Annotated in this window: 11 protein-coding genes; 4 read left to right on the top strand and 7 right to left on the bottom strand. The window is 72.3% G+C overall.

The window, feature by feature from the left end:
* Positions 1 to 17 precede the first annotated feature (17 nt).
* The 3 genes from M8330_RS01155 to M8330_RS01145 all read right to left on the bottom strand — a co-directional run bounded on the left by M8330_RS01155 (position 18) and on the right by M8330_RS01145 (position 3,311).
* Entirely contained in the window at positions 18 to 1,292 is a 1,275-nt protein-coding gene (locus M8330_RS01155; RefSeq protein WP_250825843.1) for a glycosyltransferase family 4 protein, read from the bottom strand.
* The gene (locus M8330_RS01150; RefSeq protein ID WP_250825842.1) at positions 1,289 to 2,116 is read right to left on the bottom strand and encodes a glycosyltransferase family 2 protein; all 828 of its coding nucleotides are present in this window, start codon (positions 2,114 to 2,116) and stop codon (positions 1,289 to 1,291) included. Before M8330_RS01150 ends, M8330_RS01155 begins: the two co-directional genes overlap by 4 nt.
* A 250-nt stretch (positions 2,117 to 2,366) precedes the next feature.
* Positions 2,367 to 3,311: a heme o synthase gene (locus M8330_RS01145; RefSeq protein WP_250826036.1), complete on the bottom strand. Its 945-nt coding sequence runs from the start codon at positions 3,309 to 3,311 to the stop codon at positions 2,367 to 2,369.
* Positions 3,312 to 3,599: 288 nt separating this feature from the next.
* Between M8330_RS01145 and tkt the strand changes: the two genes are divergently transcribed.
* From tkt to pgl, 4 genes are all read left to right on the top strand, one after another.
* Positions 3,600 to 5,699 (top strand): transketolase, encoded by a 2,100-nt coding sequence (gene tkt / locus M8330_RS01140; protein WP_308196217.1) that lies wholly within the window; start codon positions 3,600 to 3,602, stop codon positions 5,697 to 5,699.
* 41 nt (positions 5,700 to 5,740) lie between these two features.
* Positions 5,741 to 6,847, top strand: a complete 1,107-nt coding sequence (tal, locus tag M8330_RS01135) for a transaldolase (protein WP_250825841.1) — start codon at positions 5,741 to 5,743, stop codon at positions 6,845 to 6,847.
* Positions 6,844 to 8,499: a glucose-6-phosphate isomerase gene (pgi, locus tag M8330_RS01130; RefSeq protein WP_250825840.1), complete on the top strand. Its 1,656-nt coding sequence runs from the start codon at positions 6,844 to 6,846 to the stop codon at positions 8,497 to 8,499. The genes tal and pgi overlap by 4 nt, the downstream gene beginning before the upstream one ends.
* A 94-nt stretch (positions 8,500 to 8,593) precedes the next feature.
* On the top strand, positions 8,594 to 9,340 hold the full coding sequence (gene pgl, locus M8330_RS01125; RefSeq protein ID WP_250825839.1) for a 6-phosphogluconolactonase: 747 nt from the start codon (positions 8,594 to 8,596) through the stop codon (positions 9,338 to 9,340).
* Positions 9,341 to 9,431: 91 nt separating this feature from the next.
* Here the strand turns inward: pgl and M8330_RS01120 are convergent, their stop codons facing one another.
* The 4 genes from M8330_RS01120 to M8330_RS01105 all read right to left on the bottom strand — a co-directional run bounded on the left by M8330_RS01120 (position 9,432) and on the right by M8330_RS01105 (position 12,165).
* Positions 9,432 to 9,791 carry an RNA polymerase-binding protein RbpA gene (locus M8330_RS01120; RefSeq protein ID WP_250052004.1) on the bottom strand — a complete coding sequence of 120 codons (360 nt, stop codon included), beginning with the start codon at positions 9,789 to 9,791 and terminating at the stop codon, positions 9,432 to 9,434.
* Between the two features lie 41 nt (positions 9,792 to 9,832).
* Complete coding sequence (gene secG, locus M8330_RS01115; RefSeq protein ID WP_250052003.1) at positions 9,833 to 10,063, bottom strand: preprotein translocase subunit SecG; 231 nt, start codon at positions 10,061 to 10,063, stop codon at positions 9,833 to 9,835.
* A gap of 110 nt (positions 10,064 to 10,173) precedes the next feature.
* Positions 10,174 to 10,962, bottom strand: coding sequence for a triose-phosphate isomerase (gene tpiA, locus M8330_RS01110; RefSeq protein WP_250825838.1), 789 nt, complete (start codon positions 10,960 to 10,962; stop codon positions 10,174 to 10,176).
* A 3-nt stretch (positions 10,963 to 10,965) separates the two neighbouring features.
* Positions 10,966 to 12,165, bottom strand: a complete 1,200-nt coding sequence (locus tag M8330_RS01105) for a phosphoglycerate kinase (protein ID WP_250825837.1) — start codon at positions 12,163 to 12,165, stop codon at positions 10,966 to 10,968.
* Between the last annotated feature and the right edge of the window lies 1 nt (position 12,166).

Raw genomic sequence — 12,166 nt, 5'->3', positions numbered from 1 at the left:
CGGGGCTGCCGGGCTCCTCACCGGCGGTGGGCAGCGGCGTGAGCAGCCGTGACGGGCGGCACCGCCTCGACCGGCCTGCCCAGCGCGTCAGCGTAGGCGACCTCCAGGGCGTCGACGCACCCCTCCCAGGTGGGCAGGTCGCTGACCTCGGGCACCAGCGGGTCCTCGAGCTGGGCCGCGATCACCTCGGCCACGTCGGCGGCGGGCGCGTCTGCCTCGACCGTGCGTGCCCAGCCGCGCTCCCCCAGCTCGGTCAGGCCGGAGGTGCGCGCGACCACGACCGGGCGGGACAGCGCGAGTCCCTCCATGACCGCGACCGGGTGAGCCTCGTAGTCGCTGAGGAGCACCACGCAGCCGGCGGCGGCCACGGCGCGGGCCATGCCGACGCGGTCGGCGGGCTGCACGAAGCGGATGCTCACCCGGTCGGCCACGCCGAGGTCGGCGGCCAGGCTGCGCAGCTCGGCCTCGTAGGGCCCGGCGCCGAGGATCTCCAGGCGGGCGTCCGGGCGGCGGCGCAGCAGGGCCGGGAGGGCCGCGATCGCCCGGTGGTGGCCCTTGTACCGCTCGAGCCGACCGACGCTCACCACGAGCCCCGGCTCGACCTGCGGGCGGGGCTCCGGCTCGGGCAGGGAACCGCCGTTGCGGACGAGCCGCACGGGAGCGCCGGTCGCCTCCTCGAAGCGGGAGACCTCGTAGTCGGAGACCCCGATCAGGACGCGGGCGCGCCGCAGGAGCGGGCCCAGCAGCCGCCACTGGGTCGAGCGCGCGCGGGCCCGGAGGTCCGAGGTGGCCCCGCCGGAGTGGAACGTCAGCAGGTACGGGCTGCGGCGCAGCAGCGCACCGAGCATGGCCACGGGCGGGACGAGCGTGTGCACGCCCTGCACGTGGACCAGCTCGTGGCGGCGGTGCAGGAGGGCGAGCAGCAGCCCCGGGCTGGCGAACCAGTCCCGGTTCCGCGGGTAGGCGGCGTAGCGGCGCACCAGGTACCCGTCGTGGCGCTCCGCGCGCGGGAGCCGGCCGGTGCGGTCGGTGGTGAGGACCTCCAGGTCCCACCCGCGGGCGGCCAGCCGCCCGGCAACCTCGGCCACGTGGGACTCGATGCCCCCGAGGTCGGGGTGGGCCTGCGTGGTGACCATCGTCAGCCGCGGCCGGGGCCCGGCAGACGGGACCGCCACGAGACCGTGCCGACGCTCCCTGAGCCTGGTGAGCAGGGGTGCCAGCACCCCGGCCAGGCCGGCGACCGCCAGGCCCAGCGTCCGGGTCGTGCCACGCCGGCGTGCGCGGGCGCTCACGACGCTATCCGGGTCACGCCGGCGGTCTGGCGGGAGCCCGGGCGTGCCGGGACCCCGCGGCGGGCACGGACCCGCTCCGTGGCGATCGTGCGCAGCACCCGGAGCCCGTCCTTCACGGCGTTGAGGTTGCTGTGGCCGAAGATCCGCTCGCGCTCGACGCTGGGCACCTCGGCGATGCGTGCACCCCCGGCGGCGAAGCGGCAGTTGATGACGGTCTCGATCTCGAACCCGTCCCCCCACAGCATGTCCCCGTCGCGGGACGGGGCCTGGGGATCGGCGAGGTCGAGGACCGGGAGCACGTCGGTCCAGAAGGCGTTGTAGCCGTAGCAGAGGTCGGTGAAGTGCGTCCCGAACGTGCGGTTCATGGCGACGTTGAGCCCGTAGTTCCCGGCCCGGCGCACGGGCGTGATGTCCGCGCTGCCGCCACCGAGGGTGAACCGGCTGCCCTTGGCGAAGTCGGCCCCCTCCACGAGCGCGTCGACGAACGCCGGGATCTCGGCCGGGTCGGCGGAGCCGTCGGCGTCGAACATCACGATCACGTCGCCGGTGGCGGCGGAGAATCCGGTGGCCAGGGCGTTGCCCTTGCCCTTGCGTCCCTGCGTGAGCACGCGGACGTCGGGCAGGACCCGTCGTGCGGTCGCGACGGTGTCGTCGACGGAGCCGCCGTCGACGAGCAGCACCTCTGTGATCCGGTGGTCCGCGGCCCGGAGCGTCGGAAGCACGACCTCCAGGTTGCGGGCCTCGTTGAGTGCCGGGACGACGACGCTCACCGTCGGGGTGGCCGACCTGGTCGTCGGCGCCTCGATCTGGGCGTGCATGGTCATGCGTGAAACCCCCCATGGTGTCACTGCGGTGCACATCTGTGTCCGCTGCTATCGACCTTGCCCACTGCGGCGCGGTCTACACCACCTGGGTGACGCCTCGCAGATCACACGCGTCCACCCGTGACCTCGCGGCCGCACCGGCGTTGGGCGACGCCGACCACCATCAGGCGGCACGGTGCTGAGTCTCACCTGGGGCTCGCCTGAGGGCGGGCCGTGCTCGGCCTCGGGGGACGAGGAAACAGTCGGTGACTCAGCCGATGAAGAGGAGCGGGTCCACCGCCACGGCCACGAAGAGGAGGCTGAGGTAGAGGTTCGAGAGGTGGAAGAGCCGCATCGGCTGGATCTCGGACAGCTCGTCGCTGCGGCGCGCCCGGCCCCACATCTTGTGCGCCTCGACCAGGAACACCGCGCCGAGGACGACGGCGACCACGGGGTAGAGCAGCCCGGTGCCGGCGACGGGCCACAGGAGCAGCGACGTGGCGACGGTCGCCCACGTGTAGAGAACGACCTGGCGGCCGACCTCGGCGGCCGGGGCCACCACCGGCAGCATGGGGACGTCGACGCCGGCGTAGTCCTCGCGGTAGCGGAGCGCGAGCGCCCAGGTGTGCGGCGGGGTCCAGAAGAAGACGACCAGGAAGAGGACCACCGGCGTCCACGCCAGGGACCCGGTGACCGCCGTCCAGCCGATGAGGGCCGGGAAGCAGCCCGCGAGGCCGCCCCACACGATGTTCTGCGTCGTCCGACGCTTGAGCACCATCGTGTAGACGAAGACGTAGAACGCGTTCGCGCCCAGCGACAGTGCGGCCGAGAGCCCGTTGACGAACCCCCAGAGCACGGCGGTCGAGGCCACGGCCAGCACCGCGCCGAAGACCAGCGCCGCCCGCGGGCTGACGATGTGGCGCGGCAGGGCACGCCGACGCGTGCGGCGCATCTGCTCGTCGATGTCCCGGTCGTAGACGCAGTTGAAGACCGACGCGGAACCTGCGGAGAACGTTCCGCCCACGACCGTGGCCACGACCGTCAGCAGGTCCGGGACGCCGCGCGCCGCGAAGAACATCACCGGCACGGTGGTCAGCAGGAGCAGCTCGATGACGCGGGGCTTGGTGAGTCCCACGTACGCCGCCACGACGTCTCGCCAGGTGGCCGCCTCGTGCTGCTCCCCCGCCCGGCCGCCGGCCGCGTCCGCTGCCTGCACACCCTCCGCCGGACCGCTGGTGCCCGAGGCCTGCTGGTCGGCGTGCTGGTCGTCACGCGGGGAGGCGGACGAGGAACCGACGTACGTCACAGATGACCTTCGATCGTGCGGACGGGTGATGCGGGGAGGTGCGGCGAGAAGTCTACTGCCCGACGTGAGTAGGCTCGGAATCGCCTGGGAACAGGCCGGGACTCCAGCCCGTTGCCGTGGAGGGTCGCAACCCGCCCCTCCAGGGTGACGCAGACACGGACGAGGACGCTGCCGGCGAGCAGCGACGAGAGGAACTTTGTGGCAACCACAAGCGAGCAGCTCGAGTGGACCGACCTCGACGCCAAGGCCGTCGACACGGCCCGCGTCCTGGCGATGGACGCGGTGCAGAAGGTCGGCAACGGCCACCCCGGTACCGCCATGAGCCTGGCGCCCGCGGCCTACCTGCTCTTCCAGAAGGTCATGAAGCACGACCCGGCGGACCCGACCTGGATCTCGCGTGACCGCTTCGTGCTGTCGTGCGGACACTCCAGCATCACCCTGTACACCCAGCTCTTCCTCGGTGGCTTCGGCCTCGAGCTCGACGACCTGAAGGCGCTGCGCACCTGGGGCTCCAAGACCCCGGGCCACCCCGAGCTCGGCCACACCGCCGGCGTCGAGGTGACCACCGGTCCCCTGGGCCAGGGCGTCGCGAACGCCGTCGGCATGGCCATGTCGGCCCGCCGCGTCCACGGCCTCCTGGACCCCGAGGCGGCCGCGGGCGAGAGCCTGTTCGACCACCACGTGTACGCGCTGTGCTCCGACGGTGACCTGGAGGAGGGCGTCAGCGGCGAGGCCTCCTCGATCGCCGGCACCCAGGAGCTGGGCAACCTGACGATGATCTACGACCGCAACAAGATCTCCATCGAGGGCGACACCGACGTGGCGTTCACCGAGGACGTCGCCCAGCGGTACGAGGCCTACGGCTGGCACGTCCAGAACGTCGACTGGACCAACGGCGGCACCGAGTACACCGAGGACGTGCACGCCCTGCACGCCGCGGTCCGCGCCGCCGAGGCCGTCACCGACAAGCCCTCGCTGATCGTGCTGGACACCGTCATCGCCTGGCCCGCGCCGAACGCGCAGGGCACCGAGGCCGCCCACGGCTCGGCCCTGGGCGCCGACGAGGTCGCGGCGACCAAGAAGATCCTCGGCTGGGACCCGGAGCAGACCTTCGAGGTGCCCGACGACGTCCTGGCGCACACCCGCTCGCTCACCGAGCGCGGCGCGGCCTGGGGTGCCGAGTGGGACCAGGCGTACCAGGCCTGGTCGCAGGCCCACCCCGACAAGGCGGAGCTGCTGCACCGGCTCAAGGCCCGGGCCCTGCCCGAGGGCTTCGACGCGGCTCTGCCGGTGTTCGAGGCCGACCCGAAGGGCGTCGCCACGCGCAAGGCCTCCGGCGAGGTCATCAACGCCATCGCCGGGGTCATGCCCGAGCTGTGGGGCGGCTCGGCCGACCTCGCGGGCTCGAACAACACCACGATCAAGGGCGCCCCGTCGTTCCTGCCGGCCACCAGCAAGGTCGAGGAGTACGACGTCGACCCGTTCCAGGGCCGCGTGCTGCACTTCGGCATCCGCGAGCACGGCATGGGCGCGATCATGAACGGCATCGCGGCGGACACGCTGACCCGCGTCTTCGGCGGCACGTTCCTCACGTTCTCCGACTACATGCGCGGTGCCGTCCGCGTGGCGGCTCTCTCCAAGCTGCCCGTCACCTACGTGTGGACGCACGACTCCATCGGCCTGGGCGAGGACGGCCCCACGCACCAGCCGATCGAGCACTTCGCCGCCCTGCGCGCGATCCCCGGTCTCGACTTCATCCGCCCGGCGGACGCCAACGAGACCGCCGCGGCCTGGGCCGCCCTCCTGGCGAACACCGACCGACCGGCCGCGCTGGCGCTCACGCGCCAGAACGTCCCCACGTTCCCCCGCGGCACCGACGGCTGGGGCACCACCGAGGGCGTCGCCAAGGGTGGCTACGTCCTGGTCGACAGCGACGGCGAGCCGGACGTGGTGCTCATGGGCACGGGGTCCGAGGTCCAGCTGGCCGTGGAGGCCCGCGACCTGCTCGCGGCGGACGGGATCAAGGCCCGCGTGGTCTCCCTGCCCTGCCTGGAGTGGTTCGAGGAGCAGGACGTCGCCTACCGCGACACCGTCCTCCCGCCCTCGGTCAAGGCCCGTGTCTCGGTCGAGGCCGGCATCAAGATGGGCTGGCGCGAGTACGTCGGCGACCACGGCCGCATCGTCTCCCTCGACCACTACGGCGCCTCGGCCGACCAGGCCCGCCTGTTCTCCGAGTTCGGCATCACGGCCCAGGCCGTCGCCGACGCCGCACGCGACTCGATCGCCTCGCTGGGCTGAGCGCCCGGTCCACCGCACAGCACTGATCCGAAGGAGCAACCATGAGTGATCGTCTGAAGGCCCTCGCCGACGCCGGTGTGTCCATCTGGCTCGACGACCTGTCCCGCGAGCGCATCGAGACCGGCAACCTGGCCGACCTGGTCAAGGAGAAGTCGGTCGTCGGTGTCACCACCAACCCGACCATCTTCCAGGGCGCCATCTCCAACGGCGAGCGCTACGACGCCCAGGTGCGCGAGCTCGTCGCCGCCGGCAAGAGCGTCGACGAGGTCATCTTCGCGCTGACCACGGAGGACGTCCGCAACGCCTGCGACATCCTCGAGCCCGTCGCGGCCGCCACCAAGTACGACGGCCGCGTCTCCATCGAGGTGGAGCCCGGTCTGGCCAACGACTTCGAGGGCACCATCGCCTCGGCTCGCGCCCTGTGGGCCGAGGTCGACCGGGCCAACGCCCTGATCAAGATCCCGGCGACCGTCGAGGGCCTCCCGGCCATCACCGCCGCGATCGCCGAGGGCATCAGCGTCAACGTCACGCTGATCTTCAGCCTCGAGCGCTACCAGGCCGTGATGGACGCCTACCTCACCGGCCTGGAGCAGGCCCGGGAGGCCGGCCTCGACCTGTCGACCATCAACTCGGTGGCGTCTTTCTTCGTGTCCCGCGTGGACTCCGAGGTCGACAAGCGCCTCGAGAAGATCGGTACCGACGAGGCGCTGGCGCTGCGCGGCAAGGCCGCCGTGGCCAACGCCCGCGTCGCCTACGGCGCGTTCGAGGAGACGTTCTCCACCGACCGCTGGCAGCAGCTGGCCTCGGCCGGCGCCAACCCGCAGCGCGCGCTGTGGGCCTCCACCGGCGTCAAGAACCCGGACTACTCCGACACGATGTACGTCATCGACCTGGTCGTGCCGGACACCGTGAACACCATGCCGGAGAAGACCATGATGGCCGTCGCCGACCACGGCGAGGTCAAGGGCGACCAGGTCTCGGGCACCTCCGCCGAGGCCCAGGGTGTCCTGGACGCCGTCGTCGCCGCCGGCGTCGACTGGGCCGAGGTCATGACCCTGCTCGAGGACGAGGGCGTCTCGAAGTTCAAGGACTCCTGGACCGACCTCGTCGCCAGCGTCCAGGCCCAGATGGAGAAGGCCGCCCAGTGAGCACGCCGATCGACCCCACGTCCACCCAGGCGTGGGGTCGGTTGGCCGCTCGGGCAGCGGACTTCACGCCCGACCTGCGGGGTTGGTTCGACGCCGACCCCGCCCGGGTGGAGAAGCTGACCCACACGGCCGCCGACCTCCACGTCGACCTGTCGAAGAACCTGGCGGACGACGCGCTGGTCTCCGACCTCGTGGCGCTGGCCGACGAGGTCGGGCTCGCGGCGCGCCGCGACGCCATGCTGACCGGTGAGCACATCAACGTCACCGAGGACCGCGCGGTGCTGCACACCGCGCTGCGCCTGCCGTCCGACGCCTCGCTCGAGGTGGACGGCCAGGACGTCGTCTCCGACGTCCACGAGGTCCTCGGCCGGGTCTACGAGTTCGCCGACCAGGTCCGCTCGGGCGAGTGGACCGGTGTGACCGGCAAGCCGGTCGCAACCGTGGTCAACATCGGCATCGGTGGCTCGGACCTCGGCCCGGTCATGGCGTACGAGGCCCTGCAGCCCTACGTCCGCGAGGGCCTGGAGTGCCGCTTCATCTCCAACATCGACCCGACCGACGCGGCCACCACGCTGGCAGGTCTCGACCCGGAGACCACGCTCTTCATCGTCTCCTCCAAGACCTTCGGGACGCTGGAGACGCTCACCAACGCCCGCCTGTGCCGGGCGTGGCTCCTGGACGGCCTCGAGGAGGCGGGGGCCGAGACCGGCACCGCCGTGGCCAAGCACTTCGTGGCGGTCTCCACGAACCTGGAGAAGGTCGCGGAGTTCGGCATCGACCCCGCCAACGCCTTCGGGTTCTGGGACTGGGTCGGCGGCCGCTACTCGATGGACTCCGCCATCGGCACCTCCCTGGCCGTCGCCATCGGCCCGGACGCCTTCGCGGACCTGCTCGAGGGCATGCACGCCATGGACGAGCACTTCCGCACCGCTCCCCTGGCCGAGAACGTCCCGGCGCTCATGGGCCTGCTCAACGTCTGGTACACGAACTTCCTGGACGCCCACACGCACGCCGTGCTGCCCTACAGCCAGCTGCTGCACCGCTTCCCGGCGTACCTGCAGCAGCTGACCATGGAGTCCAACGGCAAGAGCGTGACGTGGGCCGGTAACGCCGTGTCCACGGCCACGGGCGAGGTCTTCTGGGGCGAGCCCGGCACCAACGGGCAGCACGCGTTCTACCAGCTCATCCACCAGGGCACCCGGCTCGTGCCGGCGGACTTCATCGCGTTCGCCGAGCCCGCCTACCCGCTCAAGGACGGCGAGACCGACGTCCACGAGCTGTTCCTGGCGAACTTCTTCGCCCAGACGCAGGCGCTGGCGTTCGGCAAGACCGCCGACGAGGTCCGTGCCGAGGGCACGGACGAGGCCGTCGTCCCCGCCCGGGTCTTCTCGGGCAACCGGCCGACCACCTCGATCATGGCCCCCGCGCTGACCCCGTCGGTGCTCGGCCAGCTGATCGCCCTGTACGAGCACATCACCTTCACCCAGGGTGTCGTGTGGGGCATCGACAGCTTCGACCAGTGGGGCGTGGAGCTGGGCAAGCAGCTCGCCCAGGCGCTCACCCCCGCCGTCGGCGGCGACGAGGAGGTGGCGGCGTCCCAGGACGCCTCCACGCAGGCCCTCGTCGCCTACTACCGGCAGCACCGTTCCTGACCCGTACCACCCGGACAGGCACACCGGGCCCGGTCCACGCCCCGCGGGCGCGGGCCGGGCCCGACCACGTGCCGCACGACCACGGAGGTCCCCCGTGTCCCCCCTTCCCGAGCGCGCCGCGCCCCGCGTCGAGGTCCACCCCGACGCCCACGCCCTGGCCACCGCCATCGCCGGAGAGCTGCTGCACCGCCTCTCCGACGCGCAGGCGGCCGGCCGCACCCCGCACGTCGTGCTGACCGGCGGCACCATCGCGGACGCCATGCACCACGAGCTGACCCGGCTCGCCCCCGCCTCGGGGGTCGACCTCGGCGAGGTCGAGCTCTGGTTCGGCGACGAGCGCTTCGTCGGCGGCGAGGACGCCGACCGCAACGTCGGTCAGGTCAGGCGCGCCTTCCTCGACCCGGCCGGCGTGCCGGCGCGTCGGGTGCACGCCATTCCCGCCACCGAGGACGCCTCGGACGTCGACGCCGCCGCCGCGTCCTACGCGCAGGAGCTGGCCGAGCACGGACCCGAGGAGTTCGACGTCGTGATGTTCGGCGTCGGCCCCGACGGCCACATCGCCTCCCTCTTCCCGGGCTTCCCCCAGCTCGCCGAGGAGACCGCGACGGTCCTGGGCGTCCGGGACGCCCCCAAGCCGCCGCCCGAGCGCGTCACCCTCACCTACCCCGCCCTGCGCCGGGCGCGGGCCGTGTGGTTCCTCGTCTCCGGCGAGGGCAAGGCCGAGGCCGTGGCCGCCGCGCACGCCCCGGGCACCACCAAGGAGCAGATCCCCGCCGTCGGGCTCACCGGCACCGAGGACACCCGCTGGTTCCTGGACCGCGACGCCGCCTCCCGGCTCTGAGACCGCTCCGGACGCACGAGAGCCCCTGACCCGCACGGGTCAGGGGCTCTCGTCGTCCCGGGGCCGGCCGCTCGCGCGGACCGGCCGTGGATCAGAAGATCAGGTCGCCGGACTTGCGGCGGCTGCGCAGCAGGCTGAGCGCCTCGTCCAGGATGTCCTCGGCCTCCTTGTCGGAGCGGCGCTCCTTCACGTAGGCCAGGTGCGTCTTGTACGGCTCGATCTTGGGCGCCGGGGGCGGGTTGTCGGAGTCGACGCTGGCCGGCAGGCCGCACTTCGGGCAGTCCCACGTGTCGGGCACGGTGGCCTCGACCGAGAACGCCACGACCACGCGGTGCTCGCGCGAGCAGAAGTACGAGACGGCCTGGCGGGGAGCCGCCTCGCCGCGCTCGGCCTCGCCCATCGGACCCGCACCGACCCGGCTGCCCCGGATCGCGTTTCCCCCACCAGCCATCGTGCTCTCCTCGTCCCCGTCGCGTCAGTAGGCCAGGTCGGTCAGTACGCCAGGATCAGCCCGAGGGCGATGGTCACGGCGAACCACAGCACGCCGGTGCCGATCGTCAGGCGGTCCAGGTTCTTCTCCGCCACCGACGAGCCGCCCAGCGAGCTCGACATGCCACCACCGAACATGTCGGACAGGCCGCCACCGCGGCCCTTGTGCAGGAGGACGAGCATGATCATCAGCACGCTGGTGATCACGAGCAGGACGGTGAAGACGGTAGCCACGGCGTCATCCTAGGCGACGAAGGTGAAGGGCACCGGCAGCGGGTCCTTGCGACCCGCCGCCGGTGCCCGACGTTCCTGCGACGACCCGCTGACGACGGGTCGGGTGCTGCTCAGACGGCCGGCAGTTCCGCGAAGCGGCAGATGCCTGCGAACTCGTCCGCGACGAGGCTCGCCCCGCCCACGAGGCAGCCGTCCACGTCGTCCTTGGCCATGATCGCGGCGGCGTTGGCCGCCTTCACCGAGCCGCCGTAGAGCACGCGGACGGCGTCCGCGGCCTCGGCGCCCAGGTTCTCCGCGACCCAGCCACGGATGGCCGAGCACACCTCCTGGGCGTCCTCGGGGGTGGCGACCTCGCCGGTGCCGATGGCCCACACGGGCTCGTAGGCGACGACCAGGCCGGCCACCTCCTCGGCGGTGAAGCCCGCCAGGCTGCCGGCGACCTGCTCGAGGGTGTAGGAGACCTGCTCCCCCGCCTTGCGGACCTCGAGGGGCTCGCCCACGCAGACGATCGGCGTCATGCCGGCGTCCAGCGCCTTGCGCGACTTCGTGTTGACCAGCGCGTCGGACTCGCCGTGGTACTCACGACGCTCCGAGTGACCGGTGACGACGTAGCCGCAGCCGAGCTTCGCCAGCATCGCGGCCGACACCTCGCCGGTGTAGGCGCCCGCGTCGTGCGCGGAGACGTCCTGCGCGCCGTAGGCGATCTTCAGCTTGTCGCCGTCCACCAGCGTCTGCACCGACCGCAGGTCGGTGAACGGGGGGACGACGACGACCTCGACGCCCGCGTAGTCGTGCTTCTTGTCGTCCAGCGTCCAGGCGAGCTTCTGGACCAGGGCGACGGCCTCGACGTGCGTGAGGTTCATCTTCCAGTTGCCCGCCATCAGCGGGGTGCGTGCCACGTGTCAGTCCTCCAGGATCTGCAGGCCGGGGAGGGTCTTGCCCTCGAGGTACTCCAGGCTGGCTCCGCCGCCCGTCGAGATGTGTCCGAAGTCGGAGTCGGCGAAGCCCAGGGCACGGACGGCGGCGGCGGAGTCGCCACCACCGACGACCGAGAGCCCGTCGACGCCGGTCAGCGCCTGGGCCACGGCCCGGGTGCCCTCCGCGAACGCCGCGACCTCGAACACGCCCATGGGGCCGTTCCAGAACACGGTGTGCGCCTCGGCGAGCACGGCCGCGAAGGCCTTGCCCGACTCCGGGCCGATGTCCAGGCCGAGGCTGTCCGCCGGGATCGCGTCCGCGGCGACGACCTGCGGGTGCGGCTCCACGTCCCCGGACGGGAAGGTGGTGTCCACGACGACGTCGGTGGGCAGGACGATCTTCACGCCCAGCTCCTCGGCGCGCGCCAGGTAGCCGCGGCAGGTCTCCAGCTGGTCGGCCTCGAGCAGGGACTTGCCGACCTCGTGGCCCTGGGCCGCGAGGAAGGTGAAGACCATGCCACCGCCGATGAGCAGGCTGTCGGCCTTGCCCAGCAGGTTGTCGATGACCCCGAGCTTGTCGGAGACCTTGGAGCCGCCCAGGACGACCGCGTACGGACGCACCGGCGACTCGGTCAGCCGCTCGAGCACCTCGACCTCGGTGGAGACCAGGCCACCCATGGCGTGCGGCAGCAACGTGGCCACGTCGTAGACGGACGCCTGCTTGCGGTGCACCACGCCGAAGCCGTCGGAGACGAAGGCGTCGGCGAGGGCGGCGAGCTGCTGGGCGAAGGCGAGGCGCTCGGCCTCGTCCTTGCTGGTCTCGCCCGCGTTGAAGCGGACGTTCTCCAGCAGGGCCACCTGGCCGTCGGCGAGGCCGGCGACCGTGGTGGTGGCGGACTCGCCGACGGTGTCGGTGGCGAAGGCCACCGGCGCGCCGAGGAGCTCGCCGAGACGGCCGGCGACGGGGGCCAGGGAGTACTTCGCCTCCGGGGCGCCCTTCGGACGGCCGAGGTGCGCGGTGACGACCACCCGGGCCCCGGCCTCGGCCAGGGCTCGGATGGTCGGCACGCTGGCGCGGATCCGTCCGTCGTCAGTGATGCTGCTGCCGTCGAGGGGGACGTTCAGGTCGGAGCGGACCAGGACCCGCTTGCCGGCGACGTCCCCGAGACCGGGGAAGTCGCTCATG

Origin of the sequence: Nocardioides bruguierae (assembly GCF_023656415.1) — a bacterium.
Classification (GTDB): Bacteria; Actinomycetota; Actinomycetes; order Propionibacteriales; family Nocardioidaceae; genus Nocardioides; species Nocardioides bruguierae.
The sequence above is the reverse complement of the archived record's forward strand: the minus strand, read 5'-3'. Positions and strand labels throughout refer to the sequence as shown.